Raw genomic sequence first — 21,383 nt, forward strand, 5'->3', positions numbered from 1 at the left:
GCTCAGCCGGTCATCGGGTCCAGGGCCATCGGTTCGATCTGTCCCTCCAGCATGGCCCCGAGGCCCAGCACCGCGCAGACGTCCGGCCGCTCGGCGATCCGTACCGGCATGCCCGTGGAGTCGCGCAGCATCTGGTCCAGGCCCGGCAGCAGCGCGCTTCCGCCGACCATCATGATTCCGGTGTCCGCGAGGTCGGCCACCAGGTCGGGCGGGCAGACCCGCAGGATCCGGCCGATGCCGTCGAGGACGGAGGTCAGCGGGGTGTGGATGGCGCGCCGTACGGCCGCCGTGTCCACCAGTACGGAGCGGGCCAGGCCGGTGGCGACGTCCCGGCCGTGGATCTCGGTGGCGGCAGGGCCGCCCGCCGCGATGCCGGTGCCGCTGAGGGCGAGCTGGAGCGGGCGCACCGACTGCGAGGGCAGCATCAGCTCGTGGGCCTGGCGCAGGTGCTGGATGACGGCGTGGTCGATGGCGTTGCCGCCGACCGGGATCCGTTCGGCGGCGACGATCGAGCCGAGCGAGAGGACGGCGATCTGTGTGGTGGCCGCCCCGCACACCATGATCATCGAGGCTTCCGGCTGCTCGACCGGCAGCCCGCAGCCGACGGCCGCCGCGATCAGGGTGTCCACCAGCTCGACCCGGCTGGCGCCGATCCCCACGAGCGTCTCGACGGTGGCGCGCTGGGCGAGCGGGTCCGCGTCGTGCGGGGTGCTGGCGGCGGCCCGCAGCCGGGGCTTGCGGCGCAGCTGGCGGCGGAGCTTGTCGCCGAGCAGCTGGCGGAGCATGCGCTGCGCCATCTCGATGTCGACGACGGTGCCGCCGGAGACGGGGCGCACCACCCGGATGTAGTCGGGGGTCCGGCCGGTCATCTGCTCGGCGAACGCGCCGACCGCGATGAGCGCTCCGGTACGGATGTTGACGGCGGCACAGCTCGGCTCGTCCACCACGAGACCGAGTCCCTTCACGAACACCCGGGTCCTGGCGGCCCCCAGATCGACGGCGACATGGCAACGGCGCAACTGCTCAAGGCTGACGGTCATAGTGGCATCGTGCGGGGGGCCGTGTCCGGCCGCGCGCTGAGCTGCGCCGCTCGGGCTAAGCGCGCTGACGCGGCGCCAGAACGTCAGGTTACGAGGCGTCAGTGACCTGTTCGCCGTCCACCGTGAGCACCCGTTGCAGCAGTCCCCAGGCGAATTCCGCCACCCGCCGCTCGCCGCCCGGCAGCGTCACCTCCAGGTGCGCCCGGTGCGGTGTGCCGCCGTCGCGCATCGTCACCGGGGCGAAGGCCCGCGCCACCTCGTCCACCGTCGCCGACCACGGCCGCAGGTCCCCGGCCGTGGCCAGTACGGGGCCCGGGGCGCCCGGTGCCCGCACCAGCCACTCGTTCCACACCCGCCCGTCGGGGCCGCACATCACCTCGAACCGCAGGTCCGGCCAGAGCGGCAGCGGCCACAGCAGCGCCTCGCACTCCAGATCGCCGATCCGGCGCCGCAGCACCGTCTGCGGCGGCCCGAGCACCGCGTGGTAGCGCTGCACCGCGTCGCCGGCCCGGGGCGAGCGCACCCGCGCCTGCCAGCGCCTGTTCACCTCCCGCATCGCGGAGACCGAGACGCCCAGGGCGGTCCTGGCGTCCTCCACCAGGCCCGGCTGGTGGTCGGCCATCCGGCGCAGCAGCACCAGCTGGAAGTCCCGCGGCCCGAAGCCACCGCCTGCGACACCCGTCATGATCCACCCCACTTACTTGACAATCTCAAACATTGAGGAGCAAGGTTCTTCCAGATCATAAAGTTTTAGGTCCGTCGATCCGGAGGCCGCACACCCATGACGACTCTTCCCACCACCGGCCGCGCCTGGCACCTCGTCCGCCGTCCGCACGGCTGGCCCGTGCCCGAGGACTTCGCACTGGTCGAGTTCCCGGTGACCGAGCCCGCCGAGGGCCGGATCCTGGTCCGCAACCTCCACCTCTCCGTCGACCCCTACATGCGCGGCCGGATGAACGACGTGAAGTCGTACATTCCCGCCTTCGAGCTGGACAAGCCGATGACCGGCGGCGCGGTCGGCGAGGTCATCGCCTCCAACGACGAGCGGTTCGCGGTCGGCGACCACGTCCTGCACGACCTCGGCTGGCGCGACTACGCCGACCTCAAGGCCGACTACGCCACCAGGGTCAGCGCCGAGCTCGCCCCGCTGTCCACCTACCTCGGCGTCCTCGGCATGCCGGGCCTCACCGCCTACGCGGGCCTCTTCGAGGTGGCCTCCTTCAAGCCGGGCGACGCGGTCTTCGTCTCCGGCGCGGCCGGCGCCGTCGGCAGCCAGGTCGGCCAGATGGCCAAGCTCAGGGGCGCCTCCCGGGTGATCGGCTCGGCGGGCTCCGCCGACAAGATCAAGCTGCTCACCGAGGAGTACGGCTTCGACGCCGCCTTCGACTACAAGGACGAGGCCCCGGTCGCCCAGCAGCTGCGCGAGGCCGCCCCCCAGGGCATCGACGTCTACTTCGACAACGTCGGCGGCGAGCACCTCGAAGCGGCGATCTCCTCGCTCAACGTGCACGGCCGCGCCACCCTGTGCGGTGCCATCTCCGGCTACAACGACACCGAGCCGACCCCCGGCCCGCGCAACATGATGATGATCATCGGCAAGCGGCTGCGCCTCACTGGCGTCCTGGTCGCCGACCACGCCGACCTGCAGCAGCAGTTCGTCGAAGAGGTCTCCGGCTGGATCCGCTCCGGCGAGCTGAAGTACTCCGAGACCGTCGTCGAGGGCCTGGAGAACAACGTCGAGGCCTTCCTCGGCATGCTGCGCGGAGCGAACACCGGCAAGATGATCGTTTCCCTCGGCGCGTGAGCCCGCACCCGACCCGATAGGCTCGCCCACAGCCGCCGTGATCCGTGGGCGCGAGTCGCGGCGAACCAAGCAGGAGGATTCACCCGTATGTCCATCCAGAAGATCGACGTCAAGTACACCGCCGTCGCCACCGCCGAGAACGGCCGGGACGGCCGCGTCGCCACCGACGACGGCAAGCTCGACGTGGTCGTCAACCCGCCCAAGGAGATGGGCGGAAGCGGCGCCGGCACCAACCCGGAGCAGCTCTTCGCCGCCGGTTACAGCGCCTGCTTCCAGGGCGCGCTCGGCGTCGTCGCCCGCAAGGAGAAGGCCGACATCTCCGGCTCCACGGTGACCGCGAAGGTCGGCATCGGCCAGAACGAGGAGGGCGGCTTCGGCCTGGAGGTCGCCATCTCGGCCACCATCCCGAACGTGGACGAGGCCACCGCCAGGTCCCTGGTGGAGAAGGCGCACCAGGTGTGCCCGTACTCCAACGCCACCCGCGGCAACATCAAGGTCGAGCTCTCCGTCGCCTGACCCGCACCGCGCACACGGCGAGGGGCCGTCCCGGATCGCTCCGGGGCGGCCCCTCGCCCGTGCCGGGGGCCCGGCTGCGGGCCCGGCCGTCAGGCGGACGCAGCCCGCACCACGGCCCGCACCAGGTGCACGTTCTCCGGGGCCGCGCCGCCCGGGTAGGCGAAGCGGCGGCGGTTGTAGCCGTAGGCGATCCGGTTGCGCGGGTCGGCGAAGGCCACCGAGCCCGCCGCGCCGCTGTGACCGATCGAGCCGTGGCCGAGCACCGGGTACTTCTCCTCGGAGAACGCCTGGAAGCCCAGCCCGAACGCCGAGCGCTGCCCGCCGACCAGGTCGATGCCCTCGGAGTGGACCTGGCCGAACTCCGCGAGGGTGTCCGGGGTCAGCAGCGGCCCGGCCGAACCGGGGCCGTCGCCCAGGACCGCCAGGTACATCCCGGCCAGCCCGCGCGCGGAGGCGATCCCGCCGTAGGAGGCGGGCGACGCCTTGCGGCTCGCGGCCGAGTTGGCGGTCGCCACCAGGTCGGTGGGCTCCTTGCCGTTCAGGTTGAAGGCGATGCCGCCCAGGCTGTGCGCGCCGCTCGGGTTCGCCGCCTGCTCGGCCTGCTGCGCCGGGGTCGGCGTCATCGGCAGCGTCTCCAGGAAGCGCGACGTGGCTCCGTCGGGCTCGCCCAGGTAGAAGTCCAGGCCGAACGGGGCCCGCACCCGCTCCTCGTACCACTCCTGGATCGTGCGGCCGGTGACCCGCCGCACCACTTCGCCGGTCAGCGCGCCGATCACGTACGCGTGGTAGCCGAAGGCGGTGCCGGGCCGCCAGTACGGGCGCTGTGCGGCCAGCCGCTCCGCCATCAGCCGGTCGTCGACCACCTCTTCGGCGCTGAACCCGGTGTCCGCGCCGACCACCCCGGCACGGTGGGCGAGCAGGTCGCGCAGGGTCAGCCGGTCCTTGCCGTGCACCCCGAACTCCGGCCAGTACGAGGCCACCGCCCGGTCCAGGTCGAGCACGCCGTCCTGCACCAGCAGCGCCACCACCAGATGGGCGGCGCCCTTGGTGGAGGAGTAGACGGGGGTCAGCGAGTCCGGTCCGATGTGCGGGCCGCCCCACAGGTCCACCACCTTCTCGCCGCGCACGTGCACGGTGAGCTGGGCGGCGTGGTCGGGGCCCTCGTCCGGGTTGGCGAGGACGGCCGCGAACTCCTCGCGGACGTCCTCGTACCCGGTGGCGACGGTGCCGTGGACGGCGGTGTCCGCGGCGGCGGTTTCCTTGCTCTCGGTCTCGCTCATCGCTCGATCAGCTCCCCTGTGCTGTAGCGGTCGTGGTGCGACCACCCGGGTCTCCCGTGTGGTGTGCGGCCACCCGGGTGTCCCGTGTGGTGCGTGCACAGGTGATCAAGCCGCCGCCGCGGCGCACTATTCCGTCCCCGCGCCCCGGTTCATCCGCCCGTTACGTACAGCGCCCGCGCGATCTGCGCGAACGCGCCCTTGGGGTGCGCCCGGAACAGCGGCTCGGTGCCGAACAGGACGACGTCCGCGCCCTTCGCCGAGGTGCCGCTGACGACCGAGGCCCGGCCCGCCGCGTCCTTCGGGCCGCCGGTGCCGTCCTCGCCCGCGCGCCAGTGCCCGGAGACCAGCGGGTTGCCGCCCGCCCTCCCGTACGACTGGTCGGTGCGCACGCCCCTGCCGAGGTCGGTGAACCACATCGGGGTGAAGACGAAGGTGTGCGCGGGAGCCCCGGCGGTCACCGGGCTGCTGCCCGAACTGTCCACCCGGACCACGCCGTTGGCGTCCGCGTTGCCCTGGACGCCGCGGGCCGCGATCAGCCCGGTGTCCGCGTTGAGCCGGGCGCCGTCGCCGCCGAGCCCGACCAGGCCGTGACCGGAGCCGAGGAAGCCGTTCAGGGCGGCCTTCGCCGCCGCGTTCAGCTCGCCGTACGCCAGGTCCGCCGACACGTACAGGGTGTCGACCGACTTCCAGTCGAAGCCCTTGTTCAGCACGTCCGTCGACACGGGCGTCACCGCGAAGCCCATCTCCCGCAGCGAGAACAGCTCACCGGGGGTCACCGCGGCGGCGACCCTGGTGGGGCGGATCGGCTCGACGCCCTTGACGCGGGTGGCGTGGAAGGCCACCCCCAGCCGGTCCGCCAGCCGCGCGGCCTTCCACCGCGCCGAACCCGGCACCACGGCCGTCCCGTCGGCGGCCCGGGTCACCTTCACCCCGTCGGCCAGCAGCGAGTTGAGGGCGGCGACCTCCTTCGGGTCGTCCAGCCGCAGCCGCAGATCGCCCCACGGGGCGACGTACCCGGTCGGCGAGGCGGCGTGCACCGGCCGCCCCGGCACGTCGGGACGTCCCTCGGTCACCTTGTCGACGTCCGCGCCCCACAGCAGCCCGAGGCTCCACCCCGAGATGTCGTACATCGCGGAGACGTCCGCGCTGATGTCCCGCCCGTCGGCCAGGATCACATTGGCGAGACCGCGCTTGGGCTGGCGCATGTCGACGACGTACGACCCCGCCGGGTAGTGCTTCCCGCCGAGCCGGAAGGCGCGCGAGGCCCGCTCCACCCGCACGTCGTTGGCGACCAGGTGGTCGACGAGCCGGGCCGCCGCCACGTCCGAGCGCTGCCCGGAACCCACCGGAACGACGTACGCGCGCGGGAACTTCGTCGTGTAGACGTCCTCCGGGCCGATCCCCGGGACGCCGGGCACCGTCTCCTCGGAGACCGGGATCTGCGCGGCGCCGACCGAGCCGCGGCGGAACGTCTCGATCTGGTCGGCGATCACCGACGTGCGGTTCTTGGCCGTGTAGTCGAGGGACGCCCTGATGGCCGCGCCCGCGACGGCCGTGTTGACCGCCGAGCGCCGGCGCAGCTCCGCGACCGGCTGGGTGTCGTACTCCTCGTTGTTGACCTGCAACGGGATCTCGATGGTGTGCGTGGCGACGGCGCCCTGGAAGGGCATGTACTGCGGGGTGAAAATGGGCGGCCAGTCGTCCCAGCCCTCCTTCTGGTCCCTGAAGGGGATCACGGCCGGTTCGACGCCGTCCTTGGCGGGCGTGTAGCCGAGCCCGTTGACGGCCGCCTCCATGCCCAGCGCGTTCGCGTAGGAGTTCTTCAGGAAGAGGTCGTACTCGTAGTTCTCGCCGTGCGGGGGAGTGGTCGGCTCGATCAGCGTCCCGTTGACGTAACCGTGCATGTCGAGCATGACGGCGGGCTGCTTGTCGATGGCGATGCGGCGGATCGCGCGCGCCTCGGGCTGGGTGGCGGTGATGAAGTCCCGGTTGATGTCGAAGCCGTTGGCGTTCGCCCGGGTGCCCGCTATTCGGCCGTCGGGGTTGGCGGTGATGTTGAGGTAGATCCGGTTCTGCGCGAGCAGCCCGGCGGTCCTGGCGTCGTTGGCCTTGGCCAGCTGCGCGATCAGCTTGAGGGAGGCGTCGGTGCCCTCCCACTCGTTGCCGTGGATGTTGTTGTTGATGAACACGGGCGTCTTGTACGTCTCCTTGATCCGCCGGTCCTTCGCGGCGGAAGCGGGCGAGTTCTCGATCTTCTCGCGCATCCGCTCCTGCTCGCGCGCCTGCCCCGCGCTCTCCGGCGCGGTCACGGTGACCAGGTACAGATCGTGCCCGCCGGCCGACTTCCCGGCGATCTCCACGCTGACCCGGTCGCCCAGCTTCTGCAGCGAGTTCAGCGCGGGGGCGATGGCGTGGTAGGGGGTCAGGCCCAGCTTGATCGACTTGTCGGCGGGGTTCGGCGCGGGCACCGGCAGCACGGTGCGGCGCGGATAGCCGAGGTCGTGCCGCAGCCCCGCTCCGGTGCCGGCGTCCAGCGCCCGCGCGGCCGATCCGGCGGAGCCCCGGGCGGCCGGCGCGTCCTTCAACTCCTCGGCGGCGGAGACCCCTTCGCGGGCCCGCGGCCCGTCGTCGCGCGCACCGGCCCCGGGGCCGGGTCCGGCGACCGCCGGAGCGGGCGCGAGCAGCACGGCGGAGGCCAGTGCGGCGACGCCGACGAGGAGCGGTCTGGGAATGCGGTTCGTGGTGGGACCCATGCGCGTACGTACCTCCGGAGGCCGGGGGAAGACAGATACGCGAAGGTCTATCGCCCCGAACCCCGCTCCACAAGGGGGAGTTGGGGCCCGAGTGGCGGTGCGGAGCCATGCGGTCGTCCGGGTGGGGTGCGCCGCCGCCTAGGCTGGGGGCATGAGTGATCTGGGGGCGGGATTCAAGTACCTGGCCAGGGGCCAGCAGTGGATGGCGCTGCACGGGCGCAGCTACGGGCTCGGGCTGCTGCCCGGACTCGTCACGCTCGTGCTGTACGCCGCCGCGCTGACCGGACTGGTCGTGGGGTCGGGCGACCTCGTCACCTGGGCGACGCCGTTCGCCGACGAGTGGGGCGAGACCTGGCAGAGCGTGTTCCGCGGGCTGCTGCGGGTGTCGCTGTTCGCGCTCGCCCTCTTCCTGGCGGTCGTCACCTTCACCGCCGTCACGCTCCTGATCGGCCAGCCCTTCTACGAGGAGCTGTCCGAGCGGGTGGACCGGTCGAGGTCGCCGGACGGCACCGTCCCCGAGTCCGGTCTGCCGCTGATGCGCGAACTGTGGATCTCCGCCAGGGACAGCGTCCGGGTGCTGCTGCGCGTGCTGCTGTGCGGCGTCGTGCTGTTCGCCTGCGGGTTCATCCCGGTGGTCGGCCAGACGGTGGTGCCCGTCCTCGGCTTCTGCGTCTCGGGGTTCTTCCTCGCGGAGGAGCTGACCGCGGTCGCCCTCCAGCGCCGGAACGTCGAGTTCAAGAAGCGGCTGGCGCTGCTGCGCCGCAGGCGGGCGCTGGTCCTGGGCTTCGGGGTGCCGCTCACGCTGGCGTTCCTGGTGCCGTTCGTGGCGGTGTTCCTGATGCCGGGGGCGGTGGCCGGAGCGACGCTGATGGTCCGGGACATGCTGGACGAACCCTCGGTGGACACCGACCGCGCCCCGCTGCCCGCCGCCTGAGCGGGGACCGCGCCCCGCGCCGGGACGCCCGAGCGGGACCCGTACCGCCCGCCGCCCGAGCGGGCCCCGTACCGCCCACAGCCCCTCGGGCAGGGGGAAGTCCCTTGATCGGCAACGGCGTTGCGGGGACCATCGGCGCATGACCGAACTCCTCGCCGTCGCCCTGATCACCGTCCTCGCCGTCATCAGTCCGGGCGCCGACTTCGCCATGGTGGTCCGCAACAGTTACCTCTACGGCCGCACCACCGGCCTGCTCGGCGCGGCGGGGGTGGCCGCCGGCGTCCTGGTCCACGTCACGTACACCATGCTCGGCGTCGGCCTGCTGATCGCCTCCTCCACCGCCCTGTTCACCGCGATCAAGCTGCTCGGCGCCGCGTACCTCGTCTACATCGGCCTGCGCACCTTCTTCGCCAAGGCCGACCTCGCCGTCGACCTGGAGCACCGGCGCGAGCTGACCCCGCTGGGGGCGATGCGCGCCGGGTTCCTCACCAACGTCCTCAACCCCAAGACGACGCTCTTCGTCGTCTCCACCTTCACGCAGGTCGTCGGCCCGGACACGGCGCTCTGGCAGCAGGCCGGGTACGGGCTGTTCATGTCGGTGGCGCACCTGGGGTGGTTCGCGCTGGTGGCGCTGTTCTTCTCGGACGGCCGGCTGCGGGCGGCGATGCTGCGCCGCCAGAAGGCCCTCAACCGGGGCATCGGCTCGGTGCTGGTGGGGCTCGGCGTGACCCTCGGGCTGGCACGCTGAGCCCCACCGGGCGGACCTCCGCGGCTACTTTCCGGCCGCGGCGGTCCGGATGATCTCGCGGATCTGCGCGACGATGTCCGCCCGGTTCCGCTCGTAGACCGGGTCGGTGATCTCCGTGGTGTTCGCCCTGTCGAACTCCAGCACCGGGGTGTGCACATGGCCGCCGGGGATCGTCAGCCCCAGCCGGTCGCGCAGCAGCGTCGCCCGGTAGGCGATCTCGTTGGAGAGGTAGTCGCCGCCGCCCCCGGCCCGCGCCCGCGACCCGTCGGTCGGCCCGTCGGGGCGCACCACGGGAGCGGTGCCGCCCGCCGGGATCTCCGTCACGGTGGTGTTGTCGTACACCGGGAACCGGCCGGTGGGCGTCTCGACGATCCTCTTGTACGGGAGCGAGGTGCGCGTCCACTGCGGCTGGGACGCGGGGTCCTCCACCGGTACGAGCCCGGTGCGGCCGACGTTGAGGTTGTCGCCGAAGCCGCCGCGCCAGGCGCCGTTGGTGCGCTCGATGTCGATCCGGCCGGCCCGCCCCTGGCTGACCGTGGTGAACGCGTCGACGTACGGCAGGTGGCGGCGCAGCGCCCGCTCGACGGTGCCCGCCGCGAAGTCGTCCCAGCGGACCGGGAACACGGCGGTCTCGATCCGTACCCGCCGGCCGTCGGCGGTGCGCACGACGGTGCCGTCCAGAGCGAGGGCGGTGGCGCCCGACGGGTTGCCGATGCGGATGTCGCGGTCCAGGGTGAACGGGTCGAAGCCGGTCATCAGGACGCGCCCCGTCCGGTGCCCCGGGGAGCCGGCCGCGCGCGCGGCGGGGATGTCGAGGTCCTCCTGGCCGCGGGAGGTGCGCTCCAGACGGTCCAGGAGGGTGCTCCTGGCCCGGTTGGACACCGCGAACCCCGGCTGCCAGCCGCGCAGTTCGCGGGTCATCGCCAGCCGCGCCCAGTACAGCGGCCGGTCGTCCGCCCGGTCCAGGTTGCCGCCGGCCGGGCCCCGCCCCTGCACCCGGTCCACGGCCCGCCGCCACAGCCCCTCGCCGTGCCGCACCACCGCACGCTCCGCCTCCCGGTACGACCCGGCGCCCCGCAACGCGCGCGCGAACCCGGGCCCCACCGCGTCGAATCCGCTCCGCCGCAGGATCTCCCGCGGGACGGCACCGTCGAGGCGGGCCTCCTCGACGGTGCCGGCGGGCGCCGCCTTCGCGGGCGGCGCCGCCTTCGCCGCAACGGGGTTCGCCGTCGTCATGACAGCCGTACCGACAAGCGCCGAGAGCGCCAGCACACCGAGTCGTCGCACACCGCGTCCTTCCGTGGGGCCCCCGGGGTTTCCGGGAGTGGGGCGCCCTCAGTATCGAAGAGGGGCCCGTGGTGCGGAAGGGGACGGCCGGTCAGGACCCCTCCTCCGTCCGGCCGCCCCGCAGCAGCCCCAGGAAGTCGCGGAACGCCCGCGGCATGTCCACCGCGTCGGGGTCGTGCAGCCACTGGAACTGGAGCCCGTCCAGCACCGCCACCACCAGGGGCGCCGCCTGCTCCGGGGTCAGCCCGCCGGGCAGCCGCGTCCCGAACTCGGCGCGCAGCGCGAACGCCATGCCCTCCCGCACGGCCGCGTACCGGTGGGTGAAGAAGTCCCGGGCGGGATGCCCGTCGGTGACGCTCTCGCCCAGCAGCGCCGAGAAGGTCTGCACGATGCCCGGCCGCATCGCGTTGTACTCCACCAGGGAGTCCAGCAGGTCCAGCCGCCAGGAGTCCCGGCTCAGCCCGGCCCCCTGGGTGTCCCACTGGTCGCGCTCCTCCAGGACCGCGACCAGCAGCGCCTCCTTGGTGGGGAAGTAGTGCAGCAGGCCCTGCTGGGTGAGGTGCACGCGCTCGGCGACCGAGGCGAGCGAAGCGCCCCGGTAGCCGCGCTCGGCGATCACTTCGAAGGCCGCGCGCAGGATCTCCGCGCGCCGCTCCTCGCTCCTGGCCCTGGCCATCGTCGTACCCCGTTCGCTGATCGTGCCCGGTCAGGACGGTACGCCATATCAAAAGTCACGAATGAATAACGAAGCCTACCGAATTACAGGTGAACGGAGTAACCATGGGGTGAACAGCAGATCTCAACGAGGAGGTACGGCCGTGGCAGGCGAGCCCACCACCCAGTCCCCGACCACCCGGCAGGGCGAGCGGCTGCGCGAGGAGGCCGTCGAGGCCGCGCTCGGCAAGCTCGACCTCGACGCGAAGACCCGGCTGCTGGCCGGCCGGGACATGTGGACGCTGCCCGCGCTCCCCGAGATCGGCCTGCGCCCGCTGGTGATGTCCGACGGCCCGATCGGCGTCCGCGGGGTGCGCTGGACCGCCGACGACCCGTCGATCGCCCTCCCGTCGCCCACCGCGCTCGCCGCCGCCTGGGACCCGGAGCTGGCCCGCCGGGCCGGCCGGCTGCTGGCCCAGGAGGCCCGCCGCAAGAACGTCCACGTCCTCCTCGCGCCGACCGTCAACCTGCACCGCTCGCCGCTCGGCGGCCGGCACTTCGAGTGCTACTCCGAGGACCCGTACCTCACCGGCGAGATCGGCTCCGGGTACGTCGCCGGGGTCCAGGACGGCGGCGTCGGCACCACCGTCAAGCACTTCGTCGGCAACGACGCGGAGACCGACCGCTTCACCGTCGACAGCGTCATCGCCCCGCGCCCGCTGCGCGAGCTCTACCTCGCCCCCTTCGAGGCCATCGTCACCAACGCCCACCCCTGGGGCATCATGACCGCCTACAACCGGGTCAACGGCACCACCATGACCGAGCACCGCCACCTGGTGAACGAGGTGCTGCGCGGCGAGTGGGGCTTCGACGGCGCCAACGTCTCCGACTGGATGGCCGCCCGCTCCACCAAGGGCGACATCGAGGGCGGTCTCGACGTCGCCATGCCCGGCCCGCGCACCGTGTACGGGGAGGCGCTCGCCGGCGCGGTCCGCGCCGGCGAGATCGACGAGGCACTGGTCGACGACGCGGTGCGCAACGTGCTGCGGCTCGCCGCCCGCGTCGGCATCCTGGACGGCGCCCCGGCCGCCGTCACCGACCTGCCCGCCGCGCTCGACGGCCAGGCGGTGGCCCGCGAGGTCGCCCACCGCGGCGCCGTCCTCGTCAAGAACGACGGCGCGGCCCTCCCGCTGGACCCCGCCGCCCTCCGCTCCCTCGCCCTCAGCGGCGCGGCGGCCAGGGACGCCCGGGTGCTCGGCGGCGGCTCCGCCACCGTCTTCCCCGAGCGCGTCGTCGCCCCCCTCGACGGACTGCTCGTCGCCCTCCCCGAGGGCGTCGTCTCCTACCGGGTCGGCGCCGACCCGAGCGACGAACTCGCCGTCGCCGACAAGGGCTTCGCCCTGCGCGCCGTCTGCCGCGCCGAGGACGGCACGGTCCTCGGCGAGGGCTCCCTGCCAGGCGGGCAGGTCCAGTGGATCGGCGACGACCTCCCGGCCGGCGTCACCCACGAGGCGCTGCACTCCATCGAGGTCGTCGGCACCTTCACGGCGCGCGAGAGCGGCGAGCACGCCTTCGGCACCCGCGGCATCGGCCACTTCGCGCTGTCCCTCGCGGACGTGTGCGTGTACGACGACGTCCAGGGCATGAGCGCCGCCGCCGACCCCTTCGAGGCGTTCTTCGGCGCCCCGACCGAGCGCGGCCGGCGCGTCCTGGAAGCGGGCGAGACCATCGCCGTCTCACTGCGCCACACCGTCCTGAAGAACACCGGCTCGCCCCTCACCGCGATCATGTTCTCGCTCACCCACCTCGGCCCGCGGCAGGACGAGGACGCCCTGATCGCCGAGGCCGTCGAGGCGGCGCGCGGGGCGGACGCGGCGGTCGTGGTGGTCGCCACCACCGACCGGGTGGAGTCCGAGGGCTTCGACCGCACGGACCTCGCCCTCCCCGGCCGCCAGAACGACCTGGTGCGCGAGGTGGCCGCGGTCAACCCCCGCACGATCGTGATCGTCAACTCCGGCTCCCCGGTCGAACTGCCCTGGCGCGACGAGGTCGCCGCCGTCCTCCTCAGCTGGTTCCCCGGCCAGGAGGGCGGGGCCGCGCTCGCCGACGTGCTGCTCGGCGCGCAGGAGCCGGGCGGCCGGCTGCCGACCACCTGGCCGGTCTCCTTCGCGGACGCGCCGGTCACCCGGGTGACCCCGCAGGACGGCCGGCTCCCGTACACCGAGGGCGTCTTCATCGGCTACCGGGCCTGGGACAGGGCGGGCACGGCCCCCGCGTACCCCTTCGGCCACGGCCTCGGCTACACGACGTGGAGCTACGAGTCCCTGGAACTGGACGGCAGGACCGCCCGGGTCCGGCTGCGCAACACGGGCGGGCGGACCGGGCGCGAGGTGGTCCAGATCTATCTGGCACCGGTCGCCGACGAGGTGGAGCGGCCGGCCAGGTGGCTGGCCGGGTTCGCGAGCGTACGGGCCGGGGCGGGGGAGAGCGCCGAGGTGACGATCGACCTGCCGCGCCGCGCGTTCGAGATCTGGGACGAGACGGCGCACGCGTGGCGCCTGGTCCCGGGCCGCTACGAGGTGAGCGCCGCCCACTCCCTCACCGACCCCCGCCTCACCGCAACCCTGGACGTCCGCGGCTGAGCCACGGTTCCCCGCGCCCCCTCGCGGGCGCGGGGAACCGCGCGAGCGACGCACCCCCGAGGGGGGAACTCAGCGGGGGCCGGCCCCCGTGATCCCCCGATGGGCCAGCTCCGCCAGCCGCCCCTGCCCGTCCACGCTCGGGTGGAACCAGTCCCACTGGCTCAGCTGCGCCCCGCCGAAGGCGAACCCGAAGACCGCCCCGCCGTCGTACCGGCACCACCGGTCCTTGGCGCACACCTCCCGCAGCACCCCGTTGTACGCCACCACCCGTTCCCGCACCGCGTCCCGCCGCGCCACCGCCCGCTCGTCCGTCGCGTCCGCGTCACCGAGCATCGAGGGGCACACCCCGAGCGCCCACACCTGCTTGCCGAGCGGGTTGTTCCGGCCCTCGGACCACAGCCGCTTCAGGTCGGGGACGCTCGCCACGTACACCTGCGTCCTCGGCAGCCGCGTGCGGAGCGTGCGCAGCGACTCCTCGAAGGAGGCGCGGAAGTCCGCCACCGGCGTCATCGCCGCCACCGAACTGCGGCAGGCGTCGTTCGCGCCGGTCATCACCGTGACCAGCTCCGGCCGGTGCTCCGCCGCCCGGGACATCTGCTGCGGCAGATCGGCCATCCGGGAGCCGGACACCGCAAGGTTCCAGCTGCGCCGCTCCGCCTCGCGCGGGCCCAGCAGGCGCCGTGCCAGGCTGTTGACCGCCGGGTTCGTCCCGGTCGCCCAGGACACCTCCGGGCAGTCCGCCAGTACCGAACACGCGTCGAACCCACGTGTTATCGAATCCCCGACGGCAACGAGCGAGGACGGCGAGCGGTCCCACGTGGGGGTGGGCGTGGGCCGGGGCGTCGGGGTGGCGGCCGGGCTCCGGGGGCCGCCCGCCCGTGCCCCCGAGGGGTCGTCGTCCGTGCCGCCGCCCCCGCACCCGGCCACCGTGAGCAGTGCGCCTGCCATCAGTCCGGCTGCCGCGGTCCGTGCCCGGCGGCGTACCCGCGACGCTCCCCGGCTGCTGTTGCGCATGGCCCCGCTTCCCTCCTCGCGACGGTGTGCGTCGTTGCGTAAAGGCCTCGAAAAGATCCGGAAAACCCCGGATAACCCCGGCGATTCCCCGCCCCCGGACCGACAGTACGGCACACCCCGGCGCACCCGGCACGGTAGCTTTTCCCCCACGGCACCAGTGCAAAGCCACAGCAACACCACCGCCGGTACCCGGCCCATCCCGTACCGGTAAATTACATGACGTCACATACTGTCCCTTTTCAGGAGATTCACTCCCGATGCTGTTTACTGTTGACAACCTCGGGAGCCGGCCGGGCGTGTCACCTCGACCGCACGGCCAGGGAGCACGAGGCCGCTGGTGAAGGCGAACCTCGACCCACACAGCAGGAGGTCCCGGTGACGACACGTGGAGTTCTCTACGTCCACTCCGCACCGCGCGCGATGTGCCCCCATGTCGAATGGGCGGTGGGTTCCGTGCTCGGTGTGCGAGTCGGTCTCGACTGGATCAGGCAGCCGGCCGCGCCGGGCACCTGGAGATCCGAATTCTCCTGGCAGGGCAGAGCGGGTACGGCGTCCAAGCTGGCGTCCTCGCTGCGCGGCTGGGACATGCTCCGCTTCGAGGTGACGGCCGAGCCCTGTCCCACCGCCGAGGGCGAGCGCTACAGCTCCACGCCGCAACTCGGCATCTTCCACGCCGTGACCGGCATGCACGGCGACATCCTCATCCCCGAGGACCGGCTGCGGGCCGCCCTCGCCCGCTCGGTGCGCGGCGAGAGCGACCTGGAGGCGGAGGTCTCCCGGCTGCTCGGCAAGCCGTGGGACGACGAACTGGAACCCTTCCGGTACGCCGGCGAGGGCGCCCCGGTGCGCTGGCTCCACCAGGTCGTCTGAGGTCGCCGTCCGCCCGTGGCCCCCGGTACGCCCGAAGGCCCCGCCCCCCTGCGAGAGGGAGCGGGGCCTTCGGGCGTACACGTGCGGAAGATCCGCGGCGCGGCCGGCTCAGACCGTGCGGAACGCCAGCACCACGTTGTGGCCGCCGAAGCCGAACGAGTTGTTCAGCGCGGCGATCGTGCCGTCGGCGGGCAGCGAGCGCGGCTTGTCGCGGACGATGTCCGCCTCCGCCGCCTCCGGGTCCAGGTCGTCCACGTTGATGGTCGGCGGGGCCGTGCGGTGGTACAGGGCCAGCACGGTCGCGACGGTCTCGATGCCGCCCGCACCGCCCAGCAGGTGACCGGTCATCGACTTCGTCGCGGACACCGCGACGTGGTCGAGGTCGTCGCCCAGGACCTTGCGGAGCGCCTTGATCTCGGCGACGTCGCCCTGCGGGGTGGACGTGGCGTGCGCGTTGAGGTGCGCGATCTCGGACGGGGCCAGGCCCGTGGCGTCCAGCAGTTGCTGGAGGGCGGCGGCGATGCCGCGGCCGGTCGGCTCGGGCTGCGCGATGTGGTGCGCGTCCGAGGACAGGCCCTGGCCGACGGCCTCGCAGTAGACCCGCGCGCCGCGTGCGGCGGCGTGCTCCGCCGACTCCAGGACGACGATGCCGGCGCCCTCGCCGAGGACGAAGCCGTCCCGGGCGGTGTCGTAGGGGCGCGAGGCCTTCTCGGGCTCGTCGTTGTTCTTCGACATCGCCATCATGTTGGCGAACGCGGCGACCGGCAGCGGGTGGATGGTCGCCTCGGTGCCACCGGCGATGACGACGTCGGCGCGGCCGGAGCGGATCATCTCGATCGCGTAGCCCACCGCCTCGGCGCCGGACGCGCACGCGCTGACCACGGAGTGCACGCCCGCCTGGGCGCCCATCTCCAGGCCGACGTTGGCGGACGGGCCGTTGGGCATGAGCATCGGAACGGTGTGCGGGGAGACGCGGCGTACGCCCTTCTCCTTCAGCACGTCGTACTGGTCGAGCAGGGTGGTGATGCCGCCGATGCCCGAGGAGATGACCGCGCCCAGACGCTCGGGGGCGATGACGGGGGTCCCGTCGGCGGCGGTCTCCTCACCGGCCTTCGCGGTGAAGCCCGCGTCGGCCCAGGCCTCGCGCGCGGCGATGACCGCGAACTGCGCCGAACGGTCCAGCTTGCGGGCCAGCGGGCGCGGCAGCACCTCGGAGGGGTCCACGGCCGCCTGTGCGGCAATGCGTACCGGAAGCTCGGCGAAGCGCTCGCCCTCCAGGGGGCTCACGCCGGACCGGCCTGCCAGCAGACCTTCCCAGGTCGATGCGGCGTCGCCACCCAGCGGGGTTGTTGCGCCGATACCGGTGACGACCACGGTGCGATTGGTCGGGCTCACAGGAATTCTTTCTCCACGTGTAGAGGGGGAAGTTTTTCACGGCGCCACCGCCGGGTGGCGACACAGAACAGCAGGGGCTGGGTCAGCCCTGGTGCTCCAGGATGTACTTGGCGGCGTCGCCGACAGTCTTGAGGTTCTTGACGTCCTCGTCCGGGATCTTCACGTCGAAGCGCTCTTCGGCGGCGACGACGACCTCGACCATGGACAGCGAGTCGACGTCCAGGTCGTCGGTGAAGGACTTGTCCAGCTGGACGTCCTCGGTGGGGATGCCGGCGATCTCGTTGACGATCTCGGCGAGACCTTCGACGATCTGCTCCTGAGTGGCGGCCATGATGGCGCTCCTTCGGTGTAAGTGAATCGGGGGTGCAGAGAGCGGGCGTTGTCCGGATGTATCCGAAGCAAATGCCCTAGGGGAGGGTAACGACCGTCGCGGCGTACACGAGACCCGCCCCGAAGCCGATGACGAGGGCGGTGTCGCCGCTCTTCGCCTGTCCGGTCGCCAGGAGCCGCTCCATTGCGAGCGGGATCGAGGCGGCCGAGGTGTTGCCGGTGGTTTCGACGTCACGGGCGACCGTGACGTGCTCCGGCAGCTTGAGAGTCTTCACCATCGAGTCGATGATCCGCATGTTGGCCTGGTGCGGAATGAAGACGTCCAGGTCGTCCGCAGAGATCCCGGCCGCGTCCAGCGCCTGCTGGGCGACCTTCGCCATCTCGAAGACGGCCCAGCGGAACACCGCCTGGCCCTCCTGCGTGATGGCCGGGAACTTGACCTCGCCGTTGCTGTCGAGCGGCAGGTGCGAGACGTCGCCGACGCGGAACTTGTCCCACGCCACCGTCTGCTTGATCGTCTCGGACTTGTCGCCCTCCGAGCCCCACACGGTCGGACCGATGTGCGGTTCCTGGGCGGGCCCGACGACGACCGCGCCCGCACCGTCGCCGAACAGGAAGGCCGTCGCGCGGTCCTCCAGGTCGGTGAGGTCGCTGAGCCGCTCCACGCCGATCACGAGGACGTACTCGGCGCTGCCCTCGACGATCATGCCCTTGGCCAGCGTCAGTCCGTATCCGAAGCCGGCGCATCCGGCGGAGATGTCGAAGGCCGCGGGCTTGTCGGCGCCGATCCGGTGCGCGATCTCGGTCGCGACGGCGGGGGTCTGCTTGAAGTGCGAGACGGTGGAGACGATGACCCCGCCGACCTGCTCGGGGCTGATCCCCGCGTCGGCGATGGCCTTGCCGGCCGCCTCGATCGACATCATCGCCACGGTCTCCTCGTCGGAGGCCCAGTGGCGGGTGGCGATGCCGGAGCGCGAGCGGATCCACTCGTCGGAGGAGTCGATCCTTTCGAGGATCACCTCGTTGGGCACGACCCGGGTGGGGCGGTAGCCGCCGACACCGAGGATGCGCGCGTACGGGGCGCCCTTGCTGGGCTTGATCTTCGACATCTGCTCGCTCCTTACGCGCCCGCGTGCTCGGCGAGGAGCGCGCGGGCCGCGTCGAGGTCGTCGGGGGTCTTGAGCGCCAGGTTCCTGACCCCCGGGAGGGCCCGCTTGGAGAGGCCCGTGAGGGTGCCCCCCGGGCAGACCTCGATGAGAGCTTCCGCGCCCAGCTCCTGGAAGGTCTCCATGCACAGGTCCCAGCGGACCGGGTTGGAGACCTGGTTCACCAGGCGCGAGACGATCTCGGAACCGGTGGCGACCGTACGGCCGTCCGCGTTCGAGACGTAGGTGAGGGCCGGGTCCGACACCACCAGGTCCTGGGCGGCCTTGCCGAGTTCGGCGACCGCCGGGGCCATGTGCTCGGTGTGGAACGCGCCGGCCACCTTCAGGGCGACGACCCGGCGCACCCCCTCCGGCTTGTCCGCCTCCAGCGCCGCGAGCTGCTCGGCCGTACCGGCGGCGACGATCTGGCCGGCGCCGTTCACGTTCGCCGGGGTCAGACCGAGCTTGCGCAGGTGCGCGATCGTCACCTCGGGGTCGCCGCCGAGCAGGGCGGCCATCCCGGTCTCGGTGACGGCGGCGGCCTCGGCCATGCCGAGACCGCGGGTGCGTACGAAACGCAGCGCGGCGTCGTCGGCGAGCACACCGGCGAACACGGCGGCGGTGATCTCACCGACGCTGTGCCCGGCGACGGCGCCGACCGTGGAGATGTCGCCGAGCGCGGATGCCGAGAGGAGACCGGCGGCGACCAGCAGGGGCTGGGCGACGGCGGTGTCACGGATGGCGTCCGCGTCGGCCTTCGTGCCGTAGTGGACGAGGTCGAGCCCGATGGCGTCGGACCAGGCCGCGATGCGGTCGGCCGCGCCGGGGAGTTCGAGCCAGGGAGTCAGGAAGCCGGGCGTCTGAGCGCCTTGGCCGGGAGCGACGAGTACGAGCACCCTCACACTCTCTCTTGTGGGCGGCGTCTTCTGCCCGTGGGGACTGGGACGAAGAACCGTCGGGGGAATTGTTTGTATCCGACAAAAGTCTAGGACGGCGAATCGCCGTCGGCCAGACGCCCCAGGATCAGGGCGATGCGGAGCGTGAACGCCGATCGGACGTCGGAGGGTGACCAGCCGGTGACGTCTGTCACACGTCGGAGCCGGTAGCGCACGGTATTGGGGTGTACGAAGAGCATCCGGGCCGCCCCTTCGAGACTGCTCGCCTGTTCGAGGTAGACGCTCAAGGTCTCCAGGAGCGCGGAACCAGCCTCCTCCAGCGGTCTGTAGATCTCCTCTACTAGCTGCTCACGCGCGGCGGGGTCGGACGCGATGGCCCGCTCCGGCAGCAGATCGTCGGCGAGCACCGGCCGGGGGGCGTCCTGCCACGCGGTGCACGCCTTGAGACCGGCCGCGGCGGCCTGGGCGGACTTCGTCGCCGCGAGCAGGTCCGGCACCACGGGACCGGCGACCACCGGCCCGGCCGCGTACGGGCCGATGAGGGACTTCGCCACGTGCAGCGGGTTGTCGCTGCCGCCCGCGATGACGACGAGCCGCGTGCCCAGCACACCGGTCAGCACCTGGAGCTTGGCGTGCCGGGCGGCCCGCCGGATCGCCTCCACGGTCAGCTCGGAGTCCCCGTCGGGGGCGGTGCCCAGCACCACGCACACGTGCTCCGGCGAGTTCCAGCCGAGCGCCGCGGCCCGCGAGACCGCGCCCTCGTCGGCCTCCCCGGACAGCACCGCGTTCACCACCAGCGACTCCAGCCGCGCGTCCCAGGCACCCCGGGCCTCCGCGGCCTGCGCGTACACCTGGGCGGTCGCGAAGGCGATCTCCCGGGCGTACACCAGCAGCGCCTCGCGCAGCACCGACTCGTCGCCGGGCGCGGCGACCTCCTCGATCGCCGACTCCATGACCTCGATGGTCGTGCGGACCATCTCCACGGTCTGGCGCAGCGTGATCGCCCGGGTCAGCTCGCGCGGCGCCGTGCCGAACACGTCGGTCGAGATCGCCTGCGGGGTCTCCGGGTGGCGGAACCACTCCGTGAAGGCGGCGATGCCCGCCTGCGCGACCAGACCGATCCACGACCGGTTCTCCGGCGGCATCGCCCGGTACCAGGGCAGGGTCTCGTCCATCCGCGCGATGGCGCTCGCGGCGAGGCTGCCGGAGGACTGCTCCAGCCGCTTGAGGGTCGCGGTGTGCGGGTGGGAGGCGCGCTTGGCGGGCCCGTCCGCGGACCCTTCTACGGGCGCGGACGGCTCGGGCTGCGGCGCTGACTGCTGCGCGGGATCGGATCGGGGCACGGTGACAAGACTGCCTTATCCGGCGGGCGGCACCGTCTGCCGGGGCTACCGTGGTCCCCGTGATCTCCCTGCACCGCGCCGCCGACCGCTACCGGGGCGGCGACCTCGCCGCCGGCATCGAGTCCCTGCACGCCCTGTCCTTCGGGCACTTCTACGACCCGGACAATCTGCGCTTCGGCCCCGTCCTCGCCTGCAACGAGGAACGCCTGGCCCCCGGCGCCGGATTCGACGAACACCCGCACAGCCACACCGAGATCGTCACCTGGGTCGTCGAGGGCGAGCTGACCCACCGCGACTCCACCGGCCGGCGGACGCTCGTGCGCCCCGGCGACGTGCAGTACCTCGGCGCGGGCGACGGCGTGCGCCACGAGGAGCGCAACGAGGGCCCCGGGCCGCTGGTGTTCGTGCAGATGTGGCTGGCCCCGCTGACCCCCGGCGGCGAGGCCGCCTACGACGTGGCGCGCGCCGTCGCCGCCCGCTACGAGCTGCCGGGCGCTGGCGCGGTGCTGCACGTCGCACGCCCGGCGGCCGGGCAGCGGGTGCCGCTGCCGCCGCACTGCTACGTCCATGTCGTACGGGGCGAACTCGCGCTCGGCGCCCGGGAGCTGGGCCCCGGCGACTCGGTGCGGGCCGCGCGGGAGAGCGGGCACGCCCTGGTCGCCGCCGGGGACGCCGAGGTGCTGGTGTGGGAGTTCGCCGAGCGCCCGGACCGGTAGGCGGCCGGTCCGGCGG

19 protein-coding genes are annotated in these 21,383 nt (G+C 72.8%); 7 read left to right on the forward strand and 12 right to left on the reverse strand.

Going from position 1 to position 21,383, the window contains the following annotated elements:
* Positions 1 to 2: 2 nt before the first annotated feature.
* Together ACFYVL_RS19085 and ACFYVL_RS19090 are read right to left on the reverse strand one after the other, a co-directional pair.
* Complete coding sequence (locus ACFYVL_RS19085) at positions 3 to 1,040, reverse strand: rod shape-determining protein (RefSeq protein ID WP_389246152.1); 1,038 nt, start codon at positions 1,038 to 1,040, stop codon at positions 3 to 5.
* A gap of 88 nt (positions 1,041 to 1,128) precedes the next feature.
* Positions 1,129 to 1,725 (reverse strand): hypothetical protein, encoded by a 597-nt coding sequence (locus ACFYVL_RS19090; protein WP_389246154.1) that lies wholly within the window; start codon positions 1,723 to 1,725, stop codon positions 1,129 to 1,131.
* A gap of 96 nt (positions 1,726 to 1,821) precedes the next feature.
* Here ACFYVL_RS19090 and ACFYVL_RS19095 point away from each other — a divergent pair, with 96 nt between their 5' ends.
* Both ACFYVL_RS19095 and ACFYVL_RS19100 read left to right on the forward strand, forming a co-directional pair.
* Positions 1,822 to 2,844 (forward strand): NADP-dependent oxidoreductase, encoded by a 1,023-nt coding sequence (locus ACFYVL_RS19095; protein ID WP_389246156.1) that lies wholly within the window; start codon positions 1,822 to 1,824, stop codon positions 2,842 to 2,844.
* A gap of 87 nt (positions 2,845 to 2,931) precedes the next feature.
* Entirely contained in the window at positions 2,932 to 3,360 is a 429-nt protein-coding gene (locus ACFYVL_RS19100; RefSeq protein ID WP_389246158.1) for an organic hydroperoxide resistance protein, read from the forward strand.
* An 89-nt stretch (positions 3,361 to 3,449) separates the two neighbouring features.
* Here the strand turns inward: ACFYVL_RS19100 and ACFYVL_RS19105 are convergent, their stop codons facing one another.
* Positions 3,450 to 4,640, reverse strand: a complete 1,191-nt coding sequence (locus ACFYVL_RS19105) for a serine hydrolase domain-containing protein (protein ID WP_389246160.1) — start codon at positions 4,638 to 4,640, stop codon at positions 3,450 to 3,452.
* Between the two features lie 149 nt (positions 4,641 to 4,789).
* Positions 4,790 to 7,393, reverse strand: a complete 2,604-nt coding sequence (locus ACFYVL_RS19110; protein ID WP_389246161.1) for a M14 family zinc carboxypeptidase — start codon at positions 7,391 to 7,393, stop codon at positions 4,790 to 4,792.
* Between the two features lie 151 nt (positions 7,394 to 7,544).
* On the opposite strand from ACFYVL_RS19110, the gene ACFYVL_RS19115 reads away from it, so the two are divergent.
* A complete protein-coding gene (locus tag ACFYVL_RS19115) occupies positions 7,545 to 8,327 on the forward strand; it encodes an EI24 domain-containing protein (RefSeq protein ID WP_389246163.1) in 783 nt (260 codons plus the stop codon).
* A gap of 139 nt (positions 8,328 to 8,466) precedes the next feature.
* Positions 8,467 to 9,075, forward strand: a complete 609-nt coding sequence (locus ACFYVL_RS19120) for a LysE family transporter (RefSeq protein WP_389246165.1) — start codon at positions 8,467 to 8,469, stop codon at positions 9,073 to 9,075.
* A gap of 24 nt (positions 9,076 to 9,099) precedes the next feature.
* Here the strand turns inward: ACFYVL_RS19120 and ACFYVL_RS19125 are convergent, their stop codons facing one another.
* Positions 9,100 to 10,311 (reverse strand): pyroglutamyl peptidase, encoded by a 1,212-nt coding sequence (locus tag ACFYVL_RS19125; RefSeq protein WP_389246568.1) that lies wholly within the window; start codon positions 10,309 to 10,311, stop codon positions 9,100 to 9,102.
* A gap of 142 nt (positions 10,312 to 10,453) precedes the next feature.
* Entirely contained in the window at positions 10,454 to 11,038 is a 585-nt protein-coding gene (locus tag ACFYVL_RS19130; protein WP_389246167.1) for a TetR/AcrR family transcriptional regulator, read from the reverse strand.
* 142 nt (positions 11,039 to 11,180) lie between these two features.
* Here ACFYVL_RS19130 and ACFYVL_RS19135 point away from each other — a divergent pair, with 142 nt between their 5' ends.
* Entirely contained in the window at positions 11,181 to 13,658 is a 2,478-nt protein-coding gene (locus tag ACFYVL_RS19135; protein ID WP_389246169.1) for a beta-glucosidase, read from the forward strand.
* 69 nt (positions 13,659 to 13,727) lie between these two features.
* On the opposite strand, the gene ACFYVL_RS19140 is transcribed toward ACFYVL_RS19135, so the two are convergent.
* Entirely contained in the window at positions 13,728 to 14,672 is a 945-nt protein-coding gene (locus tag ACFYVL_RS19140) for an SGNH/GDSL hydrolase family protein (RefSeq protein ID WP_389246171.1), read from the reverse strand.
* A 375-nt stretch (positions 14,673 to 15,047) separates the two neighbouring features.
* On the opposite strand from ACFYVL_RS19140, the gene ACFYVL_RS19145 reads away from it, so the two are divergent.
* Positions 15,048 to 15,542 carry a DUF3145 domain-containing protein gene (locus tag ACFYVL_RS19145; RefSeq protein WP_389246173.1) on the forward strand — a complete coding sequence of 165 codons (495 nt, stop codon included), beginning with the start codon at positions 15,048 to 15,050 and terminating at the stop codon, positions 15,540 to 15,542.
* A 108-nt stretch (positions 15,543 to 15,650) separates the two neighbouring features.
* Here ACFYVL_RS19145 and ACFYVL_RS19150 read toward each other — a convergent pair whose 3' ends face one another.
* The 5 genes from ACFYVL_RS19150 to fasR form a co-directional block, all read right to left on the reverse strand.
* The gene (locus ACFYVL_RS19150) at positions 15,651 to 16,937 is read right to left on the reverse strand and encodes a beta-ketoacyl-[acyl-carrier-protein] synthase family protein (RefSeq protein ID WP_389246175.1); all 1,287 of its coding nucleotides are present in this window, start codon (positions 16,935 to 16,937) and stop codon (positions 15,651 to 15,653) included.
* Positions 16,938 to 17,019: 82 nt separating this feature from the next.
* Positions 17,020 to 17,268 carry an acyl carrier protein gene (locus ACFYVL_RS19155; protein ID WP_389246177.1) on the reverse strand — a complete coding sequence of 83 codons (249 nt, stop codon included), beginning with the start codon at positions 17,266 to 17,268 and terminating at the stop codon, positions 17,020 to 17,022.
* A 76-nt stretch (positions 17,269 to 17,344) separates the two neighbouring features.
* Complete coding sequence (locus ACFYVL_RS19160; protein ID WP_389246179.1) at positions 17,345 to 18,376, reverse strand: ketoacyl-ACP synthase III; 1,032 nt, start codon at positions 18,374 to 18,376, stop codon at positions 17,345 to 17,347.
* Positions 18,377 to 18,387: 11 nt separating this feature from the next.
* The gene (locus ACFYVL_RS19165; protein WP_389246181.1) at positions 18,388 to 19,308 is read right to left on the reverse strand and encodes an ACP S-malonyltransferase; all 921 of its coding nucleotides are present in this window, start codon (positions 19,306 to 19,308) and stop codon (positions 18,388 to 18,390) included.
* An 89-nt stretch (positions 19,309 to 19,397) separates the two neighbouring features.
* A complete protein-coding gene (fasR, locus tag ACFYVL_RS19170; protein ID WP_389246570.1) occupies positions 19,398 to 20,528 on the reverse strand; it encodes a fatty acid biosynthesis transcriptional regulator FasR in 1,131 nt (376 codons plus the stop codon).
* Between the two features lie 182 nt (positions 20,529 to 20,710).
* Here fasR and ACFYVL_RS19175 point away from each other — a divergent pair, with 182 nt between their 5' ends.
* Positions 20,711 to 21,367: a pirin family protein gene (locus ACFYVL_RS19175; protein WP_389246183.1), complete on the forward strand. Its 657-nt coding sequence runs from the start codon at positions 20,711 to 20,713 to the stop codon at positions 21,365 to 21,367.
* Positions 21,368 to 21,383 lie beyond the last annotated feature (16 nt).

The organism is Streptomyces sp. NPDC004111 (assembly GCF_042874215.1).
In the GTDB taxonomy this organism is placed as follows: domain Bacteria; phylum Actinomycetota; class Actinomycetes; order Streptomycetales; family Streptomycetaceae; genus Streptomyces.

What these genes read in the sequence shown, in the direction of transcription:
- ACFYVL_RS19085 (WP_389246152.1), bottom strand. Translation starts at nt 1,040, where the DNA reads ATGACCGTCAGCCTTGAGCAGTTGCGCCGTTGCCATGTCGCCGTCGAT.
- ACFYVL_RS19090 (WP_389246154.1), bottom strand. Translation starts at nt 1,725, where the DNA reads ATGACGGGTGTCGCAGGCGGTGGCTTCGGGCCGCGGGACTTCCAGCTG.
- ACFYVL_RS19095 (WP_389246156.1), top strand. Translation starts at nt 1,822, where the DNA reads ATGACGACTCTTCCCACCACCGGCCGCGCCTGGCACCTCGTCCGCCGT.
- ACFYVL_RS19100 (WP_389246158.1), top strand. Translation starts at nt 2,932, where the DNA reads ATGTCCATCCAGAAGATCGACGTCAAGTACACCGCCGTCGCCACCGCC.
- ACFYVL_RS19105 (WP_389246160.1), bottom strand. Translation starts at nt 4,640, where the DNA reads ATGAGCGAGACCGAGAGCAAGGAAACCGCCGCCGCGGACACCGCCGTC.
- ACFYVL_RS19110 (WP_389246161.1), bottom strand. Translation starts at nt 7,393, where the DNA reads ATGGGTCCCACCACGAACCGCATTCCCAGACCGCTCCTCGTCGGCGTC.
- ACFYVL_RS19115 (WP_389246163.1), top strand. Translation starts at nt 7,545, where the DNA reads ATGAGTGATCTGGGGGCGGGATTCAAGTACCTGGCCAGGGGCCAGCAG.
- ACFYVL_RS19120 (WP_389246165.1), top strand. Translation starts at nt 8,467, where the DNA reads ATGACCGAACTCCTCGCCGTCGCCCTGATCACCGTCCTCGCCGTCATC.
- ACFYVL_RS19125 (WP_389246568.1), bottom strand. Translation starts at nt 10,311, where the DNA reads ATGACGACGGCGAACCCCGTTGCGGCGAAGGCGGCGCCGCCCGCGAAG.
- ACFYVL_RS19130 (WP_389246167.1), bottom strand. Translation starts at nt 11,038, where the DNA reads ATGGCCAGGGCCAGGAGCGAGGAGCGGCGCGCGGAGATCCTGCGCGCG.
- ACFYVL_RS19140 (WP_389246171.1), bottom strand. Translation starts at nt 14,672, where the DNA reads ATGCGCAACAGCAGCCGGGGAGCGTCGCGGGTACGCCGCCGGGCACGG.
- ACFYVL_RS19155 (WP_389246177.1), bottom strand. Translation starts at nt 17,268, where the DNA reads ATGGCCGCCACTCAGGAGCAGATCGTCGAAGGTCTCGCCGAGATCGTC.
- ACFYVL_RS19160 (WP_389246179.1), bottom strand. Translation starts at nt 18,376, where the DNA reads ATGTCGAAGATCAAGCCCAGCAAGGGCGCCCCGTACGCGCGCATCCTC.